The organism is Alistipes sp. i18-0019-D1 (assembly GCF_042852885.1).
Classification (GTDB): domain Bacteria; phylum Bacteroidota; class Bacteroidia; order Bacteroidales; family Rikenellaceae; genus Alistipes.
The window spans coordinates 1120765-1138587 of sequence record NZ_AP031424.1 but is presented as its reverse complement, the minus strand read 5'-3'; the positions used below and the strand labels follow the sequence as shown (position 1 = coordinate 1138587).

Sequence of the window (17823 nt, the reverse complement as noted above, 5' to 3'; positions counted from 1 at the left end):
CGAGAAGCCGAAAGTTGTGGCGGTTCGTTCCTTCAGATACGATTCTGAAACAGACCTACAAAAATCTGAACAACCCGTCGCACCCCTACCGGCAGAAGATCGACAGCCATTTCGGGAATGCCGTGTGCGTTGTAGACAAAGAAGCGGCACTGTTCGGGCATGGCATCGGGCCGACGGAAATCCGAGAGCAACTGACTATTTTCGTGTTGAGCGTGCAGTCGTTTGCCGCTAACAATAAGGATGGGCGGCGTGTTTACCGTGAAAACGAGAATCTGGCGGAGTATGCCAAGTTATACGACAGCATGACCAAGCGTGTAGACGGATCGGACGAAACGGGGTTGATTCAGGTGCTGTTGTATCTGAATCCGGTTGTCATCATCGACGAAAGTCACAACTTCGAGGCTAACCTGCGTGTGGATATGCTTAGGGCGATCAATCCGTGTTTTATCCTCGACCTGACGGCGACGCCCCGCAAGAAGAGCAATATCATCAGTTTCGTGGATGCCATGAAACTCAAACAAGCCAACATGGTAAAGCTGCCGGTAATCGTGTACAATCACCGTTCGACGAGCGATGTTATTTCGAGTGCGATACAAATGCAGCGCAGTCTGGAACAGAAGGCAGTCGCAATGGAAGCGGAGGGCGACAGATACATTCGCCCGATTGTGCTATTCCAAGCTCAGCCGAAAGCCGATGACGACAATATTACGTTCGATAAAATCAAAAGCAAACTTATCGAAATAGGCATTCCCGAAGACCAGATAAAAATCAAGACCGCGAACAAAGACGAAATCCGAAACACCGACTTGTTGTCCCGCGACTGTCCGGTGCGTTACATCATTACGGTCAATGCGCTGAAAGAGGGCTGGGACTGTCCGTTTGCCTATATTCTTGCGTCACTGGCCAACAAGACCTCGCGGGTGGATGTCGAACAGATACTGGGCCGCGTATTGCGCCTGCCCTATACGACCAAGCACAAAGAGGAGTTGCTTAACCTGTCATATGTATTTACCTCGTCCAACGATTTTCGGAATACGGTCGAGAATATCATAGAGGGGTTGAACCGTGCAGGCTTCAGCAAAAAGGATTACCGCGTAGCCGAGGCCCAGACAGAACCCGCTCCCGTTCCGACCGGGCAATCGTCTCCGAATCTGTTCGGCGACGACGAGCCGGTGCACGATACGCCTGCAATCACGACAACCGACGACATCGATGAGCAGATAAACACCGAAACGATTAAAACGGGATTGCAACACCCTCCGAAAATACGGGGGCGATCGAACTGGAGTCTTTTGCCCGGCAGGAGAATGAGAGCTACAATCAGCAGGTGGCGCAGCAGACAGATAATAACGACATTCCGAATGATATTAAAGGTATGATAAATACATATCCGATTAAAGATATTTTTGCAGACAAGGCAAAAAAACTGGTATTACCCCAATTCGTGAAAAAGATAAATGCCAACTTGATATTTGCCGATGAATATGTGCCGTTGGACAAGACGATGCTTGCCGAAGGTTTCGATTTGGACAAATGCGACCACAATATCGACTTCACCCGAACCGAAAGTGAAGCGGTGCGTGTAGACCTGGAAAAATCCAGCGGAGAAGAATACGCCGTTACGAGAAGGAACTTGAATGCAAATCAATTGGCATATATCAAACAACACTTTGCAACCTTATCGCCGGAAAGCAAACAGAAGCAACTGGCAGAAATGCTTGCTAAGAATATTCGTTTCGACGAAATCTCCGAGCCACAGGTTGCACGTTATATCAAAAAGGCGATTGAGGGCGTAGATTCCGAGCAACTCGAAGACTTGTACACGAACAACTGGCAGGCGAGAAATACAATTCGGCAGAAAATAGAGTCGCTGCTGTTTGCCCATCAAGAAGAAAAGTTCAAAGAGTGGCTTGATACCGGTCAGATAAAATGTCAGGTAGCGTATCATCTGCCTGAACGGATCACTGTGAAGACTAAGTCAATCGGATTGGCAAAAGGGCTTTATATAGAAGAGGAGTCAATTAACGGTTTTGAATATGAGGTTATAAACGCTGTCGCCAATTTGGATAACGTGTTGTTCTGGCACAGGAATCCGAGCCGCACGGGATTCTGCATCAACGGTTATATGAATCATTATCCCGATTTTATCGTTTGGTTAGATAACGGGATCACCGTTCTCCTTGAAACGAAAGGCGACGACAGAGATAACTCGGACAGTCGGGCCAAGGTCGAGTTAGGCAGAACCTGGGGCAATAAGGCCGGCGAGCAGTATCGTTATTTTATGGTATTTGAGAAGCAACAAATGGATGGCGCGGTTACTATCAAAGGACTTTTGCAAAGGTTGAGAGCACTGGAACAGGTGTAAGGATAGATTCAAACGTATTGGCGAAAAATCATATTTGCGAACGGATCTTCAAGGTAATTGCCCAATGAATTTGTGTTATTGGCAAAATTATTTGTTAGGGTGACGAATCCGTATGAAAAGAGTTTTCTTCGAGGCAAAGAAGGTCCAACTCAATGAAAGTTTCAAAAAGCTATATGGGTTTAACAAGAAGGCGTATAAAGATTCATATTGTGCGCAGTTGGAAAACATCATAACGATGTTTCCCGGATTCACAAGCGAGTTTGATGAACTATTGTTGAATTTAGAACTGATCTGGAAAGATTCGTGGTGGAAAGACGAAAGGGATGCCGAAGTGCACATCGACGCAGCTAAACTATATGAACTACGGCACGAAGAGATTAATGAGAGTAAAGTCGTAATGGAAGCTGTACGATTGACCGATTTATTCAATCGCTTCAATCATTATACAGCCGAAATGCATCGAACGCGTCTCAATCATATGATTGCAGGATATGTAAAAGAGAAGGGCATTTGTACGCCCGTAAGCTGGGAATGGATTCCAGCAATTCATGTCGGTTTTTTTCCACCAATAGCTCCAGACCGAGCCTGCCACGTTGGCGTCAAGGTCATCCCTCATTATCGAAACGAGCTGAATTTCAATGGTTGAGTTACCGCAGTTTTTTCGACTGAAATTCCGTCCATCGCATCGTAAAGTATTCCCGATTCCTCGATGCCGATCTGTTCATCTCAACCTCAGCATCGTCGATACCTTGCCCGACAAGGGTTGCCGCCTTTGCAATGGCCTCCACTTCAGTTGAGGCATCTATGGTAAAGTAGGGTCTTCTCCAGAGCAGGGGCCGCCGGGATACAAATGTTCCGGTGAAGGTTGCAATAGCCAGCGGCACGAGCCACTGAAAATCGCTGTCCCGGCCGCCCATAACCTCGAACGAGTGAAATTTCTGCGGGAAGGGTTTCGGGGTCCGGACGGGTCATGGTGAAAAGGGCAGGGATGCCGTTGATCTCGGCGTCGCGGAAATCCCTGATAGCCGAGAAAGGGACGTATGATTCGTATGCCATGATATTGAAATAATGCCGCCAGCTCGTTTCGGAGCAGGCGACAGGCGGCAGGGGCTGCCTGCAGGCGATCTTTTTCGCGTAATACGACCCGAAAAGTGGAGATCGTGCGAAAAAGCCGAAAAGGACGTAAGACCCTGGCGCTATCTTGCTCCGGAGACAGCGGTTACAATGAAAGCATTACCACATAAGCGTTATATAGAAATTGCGGCCGATAGATACATGGACGTATGATACGTTGTCGACGACATTGCTCAAGAGTACCCGGATTGATACCCAAAACTTCACAGGCTGATTGAGCCGACTAATACATCGGATAATCGCTCTTGCTCAAAAGATACTCAAAAAGCAATACGCTTTGATTCAAGATGAAATATGTCCTAATTAGTTCTCGAAATGTTCGACACTAACTAATGCATAGGCAGAATCGTTCTTGTCCTTTTCCATAAATGCATAAAATTAAAAATACATGTTTTTTTAATTTACCAGTTTATCTTGGCGACGCATGACGCGGATAAACTCCTTGTAGCTCACTTAACAGATATACGCGTCGTTTACCAATGGTAAAACCAACGAGTTTTCCTTGTTCCCGGTAACGCCGTACCTGCCGCTCGCTTAAGAAAAAACTTCTCCGGCCCGGGCAAACCTTTGTATTTATTCAGAATCGACAACGGAATGGGTAACACTTGATCAGATATTTGGAGTCCGTCTTCATTCGGTTATCCGAAACCCACCAATCACCCGTAGTGTCCTGCTCGAATTGCTTCCATTCGAGCGACCGCATATCCGCATGGCAGATACCTGTAAAGCAGGAGAAGAGAAACACGTCTCTTATCCGCACCTGACATTTATGACGAAGCGGTGTGGTCATCTGGCGTTGCAACTCCTCTTCGAAAAAGGGAGCGTCCCGGTTTTTTCGTTGCCGGTCGTGTCAGCAGTCGCCGTGGAGGCAGTGGTGGGCGTTGCGGAGCTGGAGGGCCAGCGAGAAGGCCGTGATGCCGGCCAGGAGCAGCGTGATGCCGACCCAGACGATGACGGCCGTCGTGCCGATGACCAGCGGCTGGAACAGAATCCACAGCGAGCAGAGCAGCAGCAGCACGCCCGTGAAGATGGTCCAGCCCGAGCCGGCGATCTCCAAGGCGTTCATGTCGCCGCCCAGCCCGATGGCGCTGAAGCCGCGCATCATCAGCCAGAACCCGAGGAAGATGGGCAGCGTGGCGGCCGAAAGCCCGACGTTGAAGATCAGGATGATGCCGAGAATGATCTCGATGATGCCTCCGGCCATCATCCAGCCGCGGCCCGTGATGAAGTGTTTGTTGGCCGAGGAGAGCACGACCTCCAGGATGCCCGAAATCAGCATCAGCCATCCGAAGACGAGCGACATGCCCAGGTAACTCTGGGCCGGGTAGACGAAAATCAGCACGCCGACCGCGAAGAGTGCGATGCCGATGATCAGCAGCAGCCACCAGTAGCGGACGGCCTGTTTCGAATTTTCGATCAGTGAGGAAAAATTGTTCATGGTATGAGGAATTTCTTCCTCTCCGAGCAATTTGCGTACCAGAGCCGTCGGACCGCATACGCGGAAAAGGCCGGACAATCAGCCGGATGCCGGCCCGGGGAGCCGAGGAGTCCCGGGACGGGATTTCGGGTTAACGGGGCGGGACCCTGGTTGGCGGGTCCGGTCCCTGATTAGCGGGACGCGGCGGGGCCGGGGGCTGCGAGGGGAACCGCTTCGCCGATTTCGGGACGCAGGACGTGCAGCGCGGTGTCGGCCGCCAGAGCCGCTTCGGTTTTGAGCGGTTCGTCCCAGCGATGCCGGGCGAGGGCGTATTTGGAGTGGTGGACGGTCAGGATCTCTCTTGCACCGAGGTCTTTGGCCGCCTGCGCCAGCTGGCCGGGCAGGGTGTGGATGTATCTCCACGCCTCGTTGTACTGCCCGTTTTCGAGAACCGCCAGGTCGATGTCCGGGAATTCGCGGCCGATTTGGGCGAAATGCTTCCCGTAACCGCCGTCGCCGCCCATGTAGATTTTCCGCGAGGGCGATTGCAGCAGGAACGATCCCCAGAGCGTCTGGTTGGATCGCAGCCCGCGTCCCGAGAAGTGGCGCGCGGGGAGGCAGCGGACGGTGAAGCCGTCGCCGAGCGGAGCCTGCTCGTGCCAGTCGAGTTCCACGATCCGCTCTTTCGGGAAACCCCAGTACTCGAAATGTTCGCCGACGCCCAGCGGGCAGACGACTGTCCCGATGCGCGGTTTGAGCGCCATGACGGTGCGGCGGTCGAGGTGGTCCCAATGGTCGTGGGTGATGATCAGGCAGTCGATGTCTGGCATGTCCTCCGGACGGTAGAGGTCCGCGCCCCGGAACGGGCGGTTGAGGAAGGAGAGGGGCGCGGCGCTCAAGAAAACCGGGTCGACCAGCACCCGCCGCCCGTCGGTCTGTATCAGGTAGGAGGAGTGGCCGAACCAGACCGCCAGGGCGCTGTCCGGAGCGAGTGCGCGGAGGTCGGTGCGGACGGCCTTCACGGGACGGTCGGGACGCACTCCCTCTTTCTTTCCGAACAGGAATTCGAGCATGCCGCGCACGCGGCCCTTGCCGTCGGCCATCAGGGGACTGGGTTCGAGGTTGCGGAACTGGCCGTCGCGGTAATTCGGCGAGTTGCGGACCCTTTCGAGCCGCTCGCCCCGGGGCAGGCGTCCGAAGCCCGGCCGGACGGCGATTGCCACGGCGGCGATCGCCGCCGCGAGGATGAGACCTGTGATCATCGTTTTCCTTCTTTTTCTCTGAACTGACATAATGCTGCGGTTACGGTACAAAGATACCTTTTCCCGGGAAATTGCGGTTATACGGATTACGGGCCTGCCTACCATTTTTACCGGATCGCCTCCGCCGCTGTCCGTCAAACGGTCCGGCGGACGGTCTATTGTGTGCGGAAGAGGGCTGAAAACCGGAAGAAACACGAATATTCCGAATAAATCGGTCTTTTTTGTACTTTTATATACCCGATATGTTAAAGTTTGCTATTTTTGTGACGGATTATTCTGTGATAAGTGACGCCCTTATGCATGGTATTGAAAAAATGCGTCCGGGATTCGTGAGGTTTTTAGCGGCCTTGCTCCTGGTCGCCTGGTCGTGTTTTGCCCCCGGTCCCGTGGTCCGCGCGCGGACCGCGCCGCAGAAGACAGCGGTCAGAGGCCGCATCGCCGACGAAGCGGGAAACCCGCTGGCCGGGGTTACCGTCGTGGAACGGGGAACCCCGAACGGCGTGGCCACGCATTCGGACGGTCTGTTCTCGATCAGCGTCCGTCCGGGCGCCGTTCTCGACGTTTCGTGTCTGGGTTACCTCCCGCGCAGTGTCGAGCCGGGGAGCCGCACCGAGCTGGAGATCGTCTTGCAGGAGGATGTGAAGTCCATCGAAGACGTGATCGTGACGGCGCTGGGACTCGAACGCAACTACGTCGACCTGACCTATGCCGCCGACAAGATCAAAGGTTCGCAGCTCACGGCCGTCAAATCGCCCAACCTGATTCTGTCGCTTGCCGGTAAATCGGCCGGCATGCAGGTCGGTGAAACCTCTTCGGGGGCGGGAGCGTCCGCCAAGGTGAGTATCCGCGGCGTGCGTTCGGTGGCCAGCGACAACCAGCCGTTGTATGTGGTCGACGGAATGCCGATGCTCAACTCCTCGCCCGAGCAGGCTTATTCGGCCATCGGCGGAGTCGCCGACGCCGGGAACCGCGACGGCGGCGACGGCATCTCGAATCTCAATGCCGAGGACATCGAGAGCGTTTCGGTCCTCAAGGGCGCTCCGGCCGCGGCGCTGTACGGCAGCCAGGCCGCCAACGGCGTCATTCTGATCACGACCAAGAAGGGCAGCGTCGGGCAGCAGCCCGTGACCTTCTCCTCGAACCTGACTTTCCAGACGCCTTTCAGCCTGCCGAAGTTCCAAGACCGTTACGGGGTGAGCGGCGGCGTGGAGAGCTGGGGCGCGCGCGGCGGCGTGAAGCCTTACGACAATGCCGGGGAGTTTTTCCGGACGGGCGTGACGGCGATCAACTCCGTTTCCGTCTCGACCGGTTCGAAGCAGGTTCAGAACTACTTCTCCTACGCCAACACCGCCGAGCGGGGCATCACCGGGAAAAACCGCCTGATGCGCCACAATTTCAACCTGCGCACCGTCTCCGAACTGTTCCGCGAGCGGCTGCGTCTCGACGGCAACATCAGCTTCATGCGCCAGGCGGTTGAGGACAAACCCGTGCCGGGCGGTTTCTACATGAACCCGCTGGTCGGTCTGTACCGCTTTCCGCGCGGCGTGGACATGACCCCTTACCGGGAGCATTACGCGGTCTACGACGAGGACCGCAAGCTGGACGTGCAGCAGTGGATCGCCCCGAGCGACGATTTCGAGCAGAATCCCTACTGGGTCGTCAACCGCATCCGCAGCCGGAGCGTGCGCAACCGGGTGATGGCCTCGCTTTCCGCCGACTGGAAGGTGAACGACTGGCTCCGGCTCCGGGCGCGCGGCAATGTGGATTACCTCGGGGACAAGGTCCGTCAGCGGTTCTACGCCTCGACGGCTCCGGCGCTGGCCGGGGCGAACGGGCGGTATGTCGAGAGCGCCTTCTCGGAGACGCTTTTCAACGGCGAGGTGCTGGCGCTGTTCGACCGGCGTTTTTCTTCCGACTGGACCTTCAGCGCGACCGCCGGGGCGTCGCTCAACGACCGCACGGTCAACTCGCTGCGCATGGACTCCAAGACCGCGTCGCTCTACTATCCCAATATCTTCAACGTCGCCAATATCGTCATGGACAGTTCGGCCTACGTCGATGAGCAGATCGACGCCCGCCGGCAGATTCAGTCGCTGTTCGCCACGGCGTCGGTCAAATACGCCGAGAGCCTCACCTTCGAGGTCACGGGGCGCAACGACTGGGCCTCGACGCTGGCCTACACTTCGGCCGAAGGCAGCGGCTTCTTCTACTGCTCGCTGGGCGCGTCGTGGGTGGTCAGCAAGATGTTCAAACTGCCGGAGTGGATTTCGTTGGGCAAGGTCCGCCTGACGTGGAGCCGCGTGGGCAACGACATTCCGATGTTCATTACCAATCCCAAAGCCCACGTGACGGCCGGCGGCGGCATCAACGCCGCCGATGCGGCCCCCGGAACCGATCTCCGGCCCGAGATGACTCACGCCGTCGAAGCGGGTGTCGAGTGGCGTTTCTTCGGCGACCGGCTGGGCGTCAACGCAACCTATTATAAGACCAACACCCGCAACCAGTTCTTCAAGCTGCCGGCCCTCTCGGGCGAAGTCTACGCCTTCCGCTACGAGAATGCCGGAAACATCGAGAACGAAGGCGTGGAGATTGCGCTCAGCGCCTATCCGCTCTACGGAAAGGCCCTCACGTGGCAGTCTGCCGTCAATTTCGCCCGCAACAGGAACCGCGTGATCCGGCTCCACGACGAACTGCGCGAATACGTCTACGGCCCGTCGAGCTTTTCGTCGTCCTACGCCATGAAGCTGGTCGAGGGCGGTTCGATCGGCGATATTTACGGCCGGGCGTTCGAGCGCGACGAAAACGGCCGGATCGTCTACGAGACCGAAGGGGACTACGCCGGGCTGCCGCGGACGGTGGGCGAGGGCAATACCGTCCGGGTGGGTAACGCCAATCCCGTTTTCTCGCTGTCGTGGAGCAACACCTTCTCCTACCGCGGCGTGTCGTTGTCGATGCTCGTCGACTGCCGTTACGGCGGCCATGTGCTGTCGCAGACGATGGCTGACCTCGACTCCTACGGCGTCACGGAGGTCACGGCCGACGCCCGCGACCGGGGATATGTGACATTGGAAGGGCGGAGGATCGAAGACGTGAGGAGTTTCTACAAACTGGTCGGCGGACGCGCCGGGGTGACGGAGTATTACATGTACGACGCGACGAACATCCGCCTGCGCGAACTGTCGCTCTCCTATGCGCTGCCGCGCAAACTGATGCGGCGGACGGGCGTGTTCAGCGGCGCGACGGTGTCGCTGGTGGCCCGCAACCTCTTTTTCATCTACAACGCCGCGCCGTTCGATCCCGACCTCATCCTCTCGACGGGCAACGATAATCAGGGAATCGACGTCTACGGCATGCCGACGGTGCGGAGTTTCGGGTTCAATATCAAACTGGAGTTTTAAGGATGAAACGTTGGCGTACATACCTCTTCGCCGGATGCTGTGCGGTCGTTCTCGGGGCCTGCACGGGTAATTTCCGCGACCTGAACGACGACAAGTCCGGCATCACGGACAAGGAACTGGAGGCCGACGACAACGGACTGGGCTACCGCCTGGGCATCGTTCAGCAGGGCGTCTATTTCAACTACGACTACGGCAAGGGCAAGAACTGGCCTTTCCAGATGATTCAGAACCTCAATGCGGACATGTTCTCGGGCTACATGCACGACCCCAAGCCGTTGCAGGGCGGGAGCCACAATTCGGACTACAACCTGCAGGATGGCTGGAACGGCTCCATGTGGCAGTTCACCTACTCCTACATCATGCCGGAAATCTACCGGCTGGAGCAGACCGCGCCGGAGCAGAAGCCCGCGTTCTACGCCATTGCGAAGATTCTCAAGGTGCTCGTCATGCACCGTGTGACGGATTACTACGGCCCGGTGATCTACTCCCATTTCGGCGACCGCGGCAACGAATACGTGCCCGACAGCCAGGAGGAGGTTTACGGCCGTTTCTTCGACGATCTGGACGAGGCGGAGACGATCCTCACCGGCGCGGTGCGCGAACGGGGCGTGTCCGAAGAGTTCGGGAAATTCGACCTGCTGCTCGACGGCAGCTACGTGTCGTGGATCCGGCTGGCCGCCTCGCTGCGCATGCGTCTGGCGGTGCGCGTGGCGTGTGTCCTTCCGGAGCGGGCGGCCGCGGAGTTCCGCAAGTCGCTCGAAGGGTCTTACGGTGTGATCGAAACGAATCCCGCGAACGCCGCGGTTTCAACGTCGGGAACCTATACCAACCCGCTGGGCGAGATCAACCGCAACTGGAACGAGGCGGTGATGAACGCCTCGATGGAGTCGATCATGGTCGGGTATGGCGATCCGCGGCTCGAAAAATATTTCGAACCCTGCAAAAGCGACCTGGTCATTCTGGACGGAAACGGAAATTCGGTGACCGTGCCGCTCAAGGGCGGTTTCCACGGGATCCGCCAGGGAACGGCCTTCTCGCATAACTACTATGCCGCCTTTTCACGCCTTACGGTCGAGACGACGACCGACGCCGTGCTGATGACGGCGGCCGAGGTGTGGTTCCTGCGTGCCGAAGCGGCCCTGCGGGGATGGACCGGGGAGGATACGGAGACCTGCTACCGCAACGGCGTCACCATGTCGTTCGCCCAGTGGCAGGCGTCCGGCTGCGAGCAGTACCTCGCCAGCGACGCGGCGGCCGTTGGTTACAGCGATCCCGTCGATCCGGGGAACGACATCGCCGCCCGCTGCCGGGTGTCGCCCCGCTGGGACGAGTCGGCGAGTCCTGGGCTGAAACTCGAACGGATCATCACCCAGAAATGGATCGCCATGTATCCCGAAGGCTGCGAGGCGTGGGCCGAACAGCGCCGCACGGGCTATCCGCGGCTGTTTCCGGTGCGTTACAACCACAGCAAGGGGCAGAGTATCGACACCGAGACGATGATCCGCCGGCTGCCGTACCCCGCGACGCTGGAGACCTCCGATCCCGAGCAGTACGCGGCGCTGGTGAAGGCGCTCGGAGGGCCGGACGACGGCGGAACCCGCCTGTGGTGGGACACGGGACGCAATTTCTGATCCGGCGGCACTTGTGTGCGGGAACGGTAAAGGCAGGGACTTGTCCCTGCCTTTACCGTCTGTGCTTTCCGGACGCCGGATTACGGCAGGTCGAATGTAACTTCCATTTGACCGACGGCGTGGTTTTCAAACCGGTTCGTTGTGAAATTCACCGGGAGGATGCTCAGCGTGCCGATTCCGCGACTGAATGCTCCGATCAGTTCGTCGCCGCCCTTTTCCGTCTGCACGTCGCCTTTGTCGTCGAACCGGATGTAATACGCGGCGAGGTTCTCCCGAATTCGCTGTTCTTTCGTATTCAGGCTCTCCTCCCGCATGATTTTGGAGACGACATTCCGGGTCTCCTGAAAATTGTCGTCGGATTCGACCAGCAGCCAGGCCGTCCTTCCGTATGCCACGCCGTTTATGTAGGACATTTCGCGGCGTTCTTCATCGCTGACCGTCTCCGTAATCAGGTTCTGCGGGAATTCGCCCACGAAAATTCGGATCAGTTCGTGGCTGTAGGTGTAAATCATTCCCGTCCGTTTCTCCATCTCTTTGCCGGAATACGATTCGCCCGACACGAGTTCGTCGAGATTAAGCCCTGCATTGCCCAGACCCAGCAGATGAAGCTGTCGGTAAGAGGTGTACCGGATCGGGGACTGGCAGAAGAACCCGCTGCTCTGGTGCGGCGATTTGGCGACGAGTTCCTTCACCCATGCGTTTGTCGCCTCCAGCGAGGGCTTCGCCAATTCTTTGATGCCGTAGGTGCTTGCGGCGAGGATAATCGGGTTGAACGTGTATTTGTCGGCGTAATCCGTCAGTTTCCGGCCGGGTGCATGGCGGTCGATCAGGTTGCCGGGGAAAATCTGCTTCCTCCACGACGGGGAAACGGCCAGTTCGAATGCCGTGATCCGATACTTCCGCGGGCCGCTGCCGTCCGACGGTTCGTAGGTGATGTCGGAAAACCAGTTCGTCGGGAAGGTGTACCATTGCATCGGCGCAGGGGCGTGCTCTCCCGCTTGGGTGACGTAAACGGGAATGGATGTCCGGTCGTACGACAGCGTTACGAACGTTTGGCGCGGATTCTCGTCGTAGTTGGGCATAACTTCCACTGCGAGATATTCCCTGCCGCCGGCAGTGACCTTCTGTGCGGAGCACCACTCCGGCGTGTTTTCGATGCCCCAGTCGCAGTTCGATGAAATGGCGATGCGTTCCTGGATTCCCGGGCAACCGGCCGCAATTCCGCTCATTTCGGGCGTAATGTAATACGTTTGTTCCGGTTGATCGTCGTGACAGGCCGTAAAAACGAGCACGACAAGAAAAAGTCCCCAATGTTTCATGCTAAACGAGGTTTAGTTAAACGACCGGGAGCGGAGGTTTGTCGGAGAATTCAGCCCTTGGTAGTGCCTGTGTATTGTAAATGAGGGTTTTATACCTACTTTGCGACCCCCCCCCTTGTATCTTTCCGCAAGGTATGAAAATATAATCCGATAAGCAAATAAATCGGCGCCGGGAAGCCTTCAATCTATTGATTTCCGGTGGCCCGTGCGGGAATATGCCGCGTTTCGGTTGCGGATGTGCGGAATCCCATTGCCAGGGCTTGCTCACAAAAAAAGTCTCCCAAAGGAGACTGAAAAGTGCGGATAAAGGGACTCGAACCCCCACGCCGTAAGGCATCAGATCCTAAGTCTGACGTGGCTACCAATTACACCATATCCGCATCGGTAGGACAAAGGTAGATAAAAATTCACAAAACACAACCGGCACGGGCCATTATCCGGCTTTTTTGGTTACTTTTGTAAGTAATTTTTTGGACATGCCGCAGCATATTACCCTTGTACTCACGCCGAAGCAGGCTGCCGATGCGACGTTTTACACCTCGCAGGCGGCACGGCGCCTGGGTGTCGGCGAGGCCGATATTGCGTTGGTGCGGGTCGTGAAACGGTCGATCGACGCCCGGCAGCGGCAGGTGAAGGTGAACCTGACGCTCGAAGTGTACGCCGACCGCGAGCCGAAACCCGCGCCGGTGCATTTCGATTATCCGTCGGTCGAAGGGCGCACGGAGGTCGTGGTCGTGGGATCGGGACCTGCGGGGCTGTTCGCGGCGCTGCGGCTGATCGAACTGGGCCTGCGGCCCGTGATCCTGGAGCGCGGGCGCGACGTTTCGGCCCGCAAACGCGACATCGCGCAGATCAACCGCAACGGCGCCGTGAACCCCGACTCGAACTACGCCTTCGGCGAAGGCGGAGCCGGAACCTTCTCCGACGGTAAGCTATTCACCCGCAGCAAGAAACGCGGCGACTACAACAAGGCGTTGCAGACGCTGGTGTTTCACGGCGCGACGCCAGAAATCCTCTTCGAGGCCCATCCCCACATCGGAACCGACAAGTTGCCGGGCATCATGCAGCGTATCCGGCAGACGATCGTCGGGGCCGGCGGTGTGTTCCGCTTCGAAAGCCGCGTCACCGATTTGAAAATCGAAGGCGACCGGATAAAAGGCGTATGGTGCGGCGACGAACTGATCGAAGGAGCCGCCGTCGTGCTGGCTACGGGCCATTCGGCGCGCGATATTTACGAACTGCTCCACCGCCGCGGCGTGCGCGTCGAGGCCAAGCCCTTTGCGATGGGGGTGCGCATCGAGCATCCGCAGGCGCTGATCGACTCGATCCAATACCATTGCGAGACGCGCGGGGAATACCTTCCGGCGGCCTCCTATTCGCTCGTGAGCCAGGAAAACGGCCGCGGGGTCTACTCGTTCTGCATGTGCCCGGGCGGGTTCATCGTCCCGGCCATGACCGATGCCGCGGAGTCGGTGGTCAACGGCATGTCGCCCAGCGGCCGGACGTCGCCCTACGCCAATTCGGGGCTGGTCACGGAGGTTCGGCTTGCGGATTTCGAACATCTGCGTGCCGAATGGGGCGAGCTGGCGGGGCTGAAATTCCAGCAGCGGTTCGAGGAACTGGCGCGGGAGCGGGGCGGGGAGCATCAGATCGCCCCGGCACAGCGGGTCGCCGATTTTGTGGCGGGACGCGCCAGCGGGTCGCTGCCCCGAACGTCGTACATTCCCGGCATCACGCCGTCGCGTTTGGACGAGTGGATGCCCGGCTTCATCGCGCAGGGACTGCGGCAGGGTATCGCGACCTTCGGCCGCCGGATGCGCGGATACCTGACTAACGAAGCGGTGGTCGTGGGCGTGGAGTCGCGCACCTCGACGCCCGTGCGCGTGCCGCGCGATCCCGGGACGCTGATGCATCCCGAAACGAGCGGTTTGTTTCCCGCAGGAGAGGGGGCCGGTTACGCCGGCGGCATCATTTCTGCGGCGCTCGACGGCGAACGAATCGCCGAGGCGGTAAAAAACTATATTCGATAACCGATGGAACCGAAAGTCAGCATTATCATTCCGGTCTACAACGTCGAGCCGTTTTTGGCTCGCTGTCTGGACAGTGTGGCGGGGCAGACCCTGCGCGGGATCGAGATTATCTGCGTCGACGACGGAAGTCCCGACCGTTCGATCGACATCCTGAACCGCTATGCGGCGCAGGACGACCGTATCCGGGTCATTTCGCAGGAGAACCGCGGCCTGGGCGGCGCCCGCAACCGGGGATTCGACGCCGCGACGGGCGAATTCATCCTTTTCGTGGATTCCGACGACTGGATCGACCCGGCTTACTGCGAGCGGCTGTACGAGGCGGCCCGGGAGGCGAAGGCCGACATCGCCTGCGCCTCGATGCTGAAGATCAGACCCTCTTACTCGAAGTGGACGATCCATTATACGGAACGGCAGGTGGTTGCCGACACGCAGGAGAAATTCCGCACCTGCCGCTGTCCGCCCGATTTCTATGTGATGAACAAGCTGCTGCGGCGCGAGATGCTGCTGCGGCTGGGACTGTGCTTCCGCGAGCGGGTCTGCTACGAGGATGTGGAATATACGATGCGCCTGCTGGGCGAAGGGGGCGTTTTGGTGACGGTTCCCGACGTCGTTTACCGCTATGTGGTCAACGGGGCGTCGATTACCAAGAGCCGCCAGACGCCGAAGAAGCAACAGGACAAATATCTGGCTCACAAGGCCTTCGTAGCCTACGCCGACGCCCGCGGAATCCGCCTCGATGCGAGGTTCCGGCGCATCACCCGCCGTTCGTTCGACCGCTGGGGGCTTACGTGGCTGAAAATCAAGGAGTGCGGCGGCTGGGAGACCTGCCGGTTGTTCGATCTGATTCCGGTGTGGCGGAAACGTGTAACCGATAAACATGCATGCGATGGACATTGATCTGGTATACCTTTGGGTCGATGGAAACGACCCCGTGTGGTTGACGAAGAAAAATGAATTTCTGCCGGCAGACAGACAGGTGGACCCCCAGGTGGCGGGGGAGTGCCGCTACGTCGAGAACGACGAACTGCGCTATTCACTGCGCTCGGTGGAGAAATATGCGCCGTGGATACGTCGTATCTACGTTGTAACCGACGACCAGACGCCCGCGTGGCTCGATACGTCGAACCCGCGCGTAAGGGTGGTTTCCCACCGGGAAATCATGCCTGCGGAGATTTTGCCGGTATTCAGTTCGACTGTGATAGAATGGTTCTTGCCATATATTCCCGATTTGGCCGAGCATTTTCTCTATGCCAACGACGACATGTTCTTCAGTCGTCCCGTCGATCCCGGGTTCTTTTTTGACAGGCAGGGACGCCCCATCGTGCGGCTTAAGGTCCAGTCGCTGAAAAAGCACGATGACGATATTTACTGTCATATGATTCTCCGGATGCAGAATCTTGTGCGGGAGCGTTACGGTAGGTGCTCGTCGCTGGCTCCCCACCACAATGTCGACGCTTACCGCCGCAGCGATTTTCTCGAATGCTGCGAGACCTTCCAAGCTGAATTGGAACATACGAAACATGCCCGGTTCCGCTCGCGCGACGACTGGCAGCGTGCCTTGGTGCTCTATTATGCGTTGGCGCGCGGACGCGCCTCGCTGCGCAAGGTGACCCGCTTCAACAAACTGCGCAGCCCTCTGCGGCTGCTTCGGGCGGCTTTCGGCTCGGGTTGCGGCAGCGACTCGCGCTGTATCCCGGCTTATCTGCCGAATCTTGAATCTATTATGAAGAAGTATAGCCCGTCGCTGTTCTGCCTGAACGACGACGCGCGCATGACCGAGGAAGATCGTACTCGGGTCCGGGCGTTTCTCAAGACCCGTTTCCCCGAAAAGTCATCGTTCGAAAAGTAGCGCGTGGCGGATTTGGAACAACCGGGTCAGCCACCGACGACGGCGGCTGACCCCCCCCCGGTCTCATAGGATATCTTCGGGGTAAGATGCCGGTCGAGTCCCTTTTCGCAGCGGGTCCGGTGTTCGCGAATGCTGTCTTTGTAACGCTGTTCGTTCTTGGATTTGTTGTCCCGGGAAGCCTCTTTATGGTAGATGTGGAACACGATGCCCCGGAACTTCATGCAGCGTTGTTCCACGCCGCTGTTGTTCAGGCGCAGTACCAGTTCGGTATCTTCGTAGCCCCAACCTTCGAAACTCTCGTCGTAACCGTTCACGCGGATCAGGTCCTTGCGCCAGATGGCCAGGTTGCAGCTTCTCGGTGATCGGGTTGACCCGAACATCCGATAGATAACCGACATAATCGGAATTCGCATGGCATTATTACTATTGCGAACTCCTTTAGTCATGGCTGAGAGCGAGGTGATCTCGCCGCTGAGCACTTTCTGGGCCAGCATCTCGGTGATGATGCCCCGGGAGCCGGTAACGTAGCATCCTTCTTGGGCGAAGATCATGTGATCCTGAATGAAATTCCGCTGCAGGATCAGGTCGCCGTCGACGTGGATGATGTATTCACCACGGCTGGCGGCAATGGCTTTGTTGCGGATGGCTGCCACCCGGAATCCTCGGTCCTCATGCCAGATATGGTGCACGGGAACCGGCGAGATGTTCTCGAAGTGCTTTACGACATCGCGGGTGCTCATGCCCGATCCGTCGTCCGCAATCAGGATTTCGGAGGGCATGACGGTCTGTTGCATCACGCTGTCGAGGCAAAGGTAAAGCGCCCGAGGCCAGTTGTAAGTGGAAATGATCAACGATACTGTCATCGTACTGTAAAACTATTGGTTAGGTTAGGAGTTCGAGGATAGGCAATAGCGAGTGTGCAAAATCTCTGCCGGGGTGTTGAGCGGAGAGATTCTGGCTGAAAAGAAAATGACGTTGCTGAAATCATTTTGCAAAAGTAGCAATTTATCCGTTATGATCGTCATATGGCTCTTTTTATATATAAATGCACTTTTCGGCCGATACTGCATGCCGAATGAGAAAAGTTTTTTGCAGCCTTGTTTGTATGTATGCTATATATCTTATTTTCAGATGTATGTATGCTTTTTCCGGCTGGTGATATTAAAAAAACTCAAAAATTTTGAAAATTATTTTAATAAAAGCTTGCGCGAATGGTTTTTTCGCCTTATCTTTGCAGTGAAGTTTTAAGGTTCATTTAGGTTAGTAGTTTTAGGTTGGTGAGGAAACTGGGAAAGACGGACTGCGGTCCGGTTCCAGGTTTCCTTTTTTTTGCGTCTTTTCGGAAGGCGCTTTTTTTATGCCTGCTTCCGGACACTTCTCTTTTTGTGCGTCCGGATTTTTCCGGCCCTCCCCCGGCT

12 protein-coding genes and 1 tRNA gene are annotated in these 17823 nt (G+C 56.9%); 8 read left to right on the top strand and 5 right to left on the bottom strand.

Going from position 1 to position 17823, the window contains the following annotated elements:
• The first annotated feature begins 14 nt into the window (after positions 1–14).
• From ACGHP5_RS04550 to ACGHP5_RS04540, 3 genes are all read left to right on the top strand, one after another.
• The gene (locus ACGHP5_RS04550) at positions 15–1379 is read left to right on the top strand and encodes a DEAD/DEAH box helicase family protein (protein ID WP_337757166.1); all 1365 of its coding nucleotides are present in this window, start codon (positions 15–17) and stop codon (positions 1377–1379) included.
• A complete protein-coding gene (locus ACGHP5_RS04545) occupies positions 1328–2365 on the top strand; it encodes a hypothetical protein (protein WP_337757168.1) in 1038 nt (345 codons plus the stop codon). The genes ACGHP5_RS04550 and ACGHP5_RS04545 overlap by 52 nt, the downstream gene beginning before the upstream one ends.
• A 112-nt stretch (positions 2366–2477) precedes the next feature.
• Entirely contained in the window at positions 2478–3011 is a 534-nt protein-coding gene (locus tag ACGHP5_RS04540; RefSeq protein ID WP_337757169.1) for a hypothetical protein, read from the top strand.
• Between the two features lie 1338 nt (positions 3012–4349).
• On the opposite strand, the gene ACGHP5_RS04535 is transcribed toward ACGHP5_RS04540, so the two are convergent.
• Complete coding sequence (locus ACGHP5_RS04535; protein ID WP_290533664.1) at positions 4350–4937, bottom strand: HdeD family acid-resistance protein; 588 nt, start codon at positions 4935–4937, stop codon at positions 4350–4352.
• A gap of 170 nt (positions 4938–5107) precedes the next feature.
• The gene (locus ACGHP5_RS04530) at positions 5108–6208 is read right to left on the bottom strand and encodes an MBL fold metallo-hydrolase (protein WP_337757172.1); all 1101 of its coding nucleotides are present in this window, start codon (positions 6206–6208) and stop codon (positions 5108–5110) included.
• 356 nt (positions 6209–6564) lie between these two features.
• Here ACGHP5_RS04530 and ACGHP5_RS04525 point away from each other — a divergent pair, with 356 nt between their 5' ends.
• Both ACGHP5_RS04525 and ACGHP5_RS04520 read left to right on the top strand, forming a co-directional pair.
• The gene (locus ACGHP5_RS04525) at positions 6565–9576 is read left to right on the top strand and encodes a SusC/RagA family TonB-linked outer membrane protein (RefSeq protein WP_390568400.1); all 3012 of its coding nucleotides are present in this window, start codon (positions 6565–6567) and stop codon (positions 9574–9576) included.
• Between the two features lie 2 nt (positions 9577–9578).
• Positions 9579–11207 carry a SusD/RagB family nutrient-binding outer membrane lipoprotein gene (locus ACGHP5_RS04520; RefSeq protein WP_290533667.1) on the top strand — a complete coding sequence of 543 codons (1629 nt, stop codon included), beginning with the start codon at positions 9579–9581 and terminating at the stop codon, positions 11205–11207.
• A gap of 80 nt (positions 11208–11287) precedes the next feature.
• Here the strand turns inward: ACGHP5_RS04520 and ACGHP5_RS04515 are convergent, their stop codons facing one another.
• Both ACGHP5_RS04515 and ACGHP5_RS04510 read right to left on the bottom strand, forming a co-directional pair.
• Positions 11288–12436 (bottom strand): BACON domain-containing protein, encoded by a 1149-nt coding sequence (locus tag ACGHP5_RS04515; protein ID WP_390568137.1) that lies wholly within the window; start codon positions 12434–12436, stop codon positions 11288–11290.
• Positions 12437–12824: 388 nt separating this feature from the next.
• A tRNA-Leu gene (locus ACGHP5_RS04510) sits at positions 12825–12906 on the bottom strand.
• 96 nt (positions 12907–13002) lie between these two features.
• Between ACGHP5_RS04510 and ACGHP5_RS04505 the strand changes: the two genes are divergently transcribed.
• From ACGHP5_RS04505 to ACGHP5_RS04495, 3 genes are read left to right on the top strand one after another with little or no spacing between them, the layout of a single operon-like run.
• Entirely contained in the window at positions 13003–14556 is a 1554-nt protein-coding gene (locus tag ACGHP5_RS04505) for an NAD(P)/FAD-dependent oxidoreductase (RefSeq protein ID WP_295904379.1), read from the top strand.
• Positions 14557–14559: 3 nt separating this feature from the next.
• Positions 14560–15453 (top strand): glycosyltransferase family 2 protein, encoded by an 894-nt coding sequence (locus tag ACGHP5_RS04500; protein WP_390568136.1) that lies wholly within the window; start codon positions 14560–14562, stop codon positions 15451–15453.
• Positions 15443–16405 (top strand): stealth family protein, encoded by a 963-nt coding sequence (locus ACGHP5_RS04495; protein WP_390568135.1) that lies wholly within the window; start codon positions 15443–15445, stop codon positions 16403–16405. The genes ACGHP5_RS04500 and ACGHP5_RS04495 overlap by 11 nt, the downstream gene beginning before the upstream one ends.
• A 26-nt stretch (positions 16406–16431) precedes the next feature.
• Here the strand turns inward: ACGHP5_RS04495 and ACGHP5_RS04490 are convergent, their stop codons facing one another.
• Positions 16432–17268, bottom strand: a complete 837-nt coding sequence (locus ACGHP5_RS04490; RefSeq protein ID WP_337757182.1) for a glycosyltransferase family 2 protein — start codon at positions 17266–17268, stop codon at positions 16432–16434.
• Between the last annotated feature and the right edge of the window lie 555 nt (positions 17269–17823).

Bases quoted from the DNA above. Each gene is read 5' to 3' on its own strand.
- ACGHP5_RS04540 (WP_337757169.1), top strand. From the start codon at position 2,478: ATGAAAAGAGTTTTCTTCGAGGCAAAGAAGGTCCAACTCAATGAAAGT.
- ACGHP5_RS04535 (WP_290533664.1), bottom strand. From the start codon at position 4,937: ATGAACAATTTTTCCTCACTGATCGAAAATTCGAAACAGGCCGTCCGC.
- ACGHP5_RS04530 (WP_337757172.1), bottom strand. From the start codon at position 6,208: ATGTCAGTTCAGAGAAAAAGAAGGAAAACGATGATCACAGGTCTCATC.
- ACGHP5_RS04520 (WP_290533667.1), top strand. From the start codon at position 9,579: ATGAAACGTTGGCGTACATACCTCTTCGCCGGATGCTGTGCGGTCGTT.
- ACGHP5_RS04515 (WP_390568137.1), bottom strand. From the start codon at position 12,436: ATGAGCGGAATTGCGGCCGGTTGCCCGGGAATCCAGGAACGCATCGCC.
- ACGHP5_RS04505 (WP_295904379.1), top strand. From the start codon at position 13,003: ATGCCGCAGCATATTACCCTTGTACTCACGCCGAAGCAGGCTGCCGAT.
- ACGHP5_RS04500 (WP_390568136.1), top strand. From the start codon at position 14,560: ATGGAACCGAAAGTCAGCATTATCATTCCGGTCTACAACGTCGAGCCG.
- ACGHP5_RS04495 (WP_390568135.1), top strand. From the start codon at position 15,443: ATGGACATTGATCTGGTATACCTTTGGGTCGATGGAAACGACCCCGTG.
- ACGHP5_RS04490 (WP_337757182.1), bottom strand. From the start codon at position 17,268: ATGACAGTATCGTTGATCATTTCCACTTACAACTGGCCTCGGGCGCTT.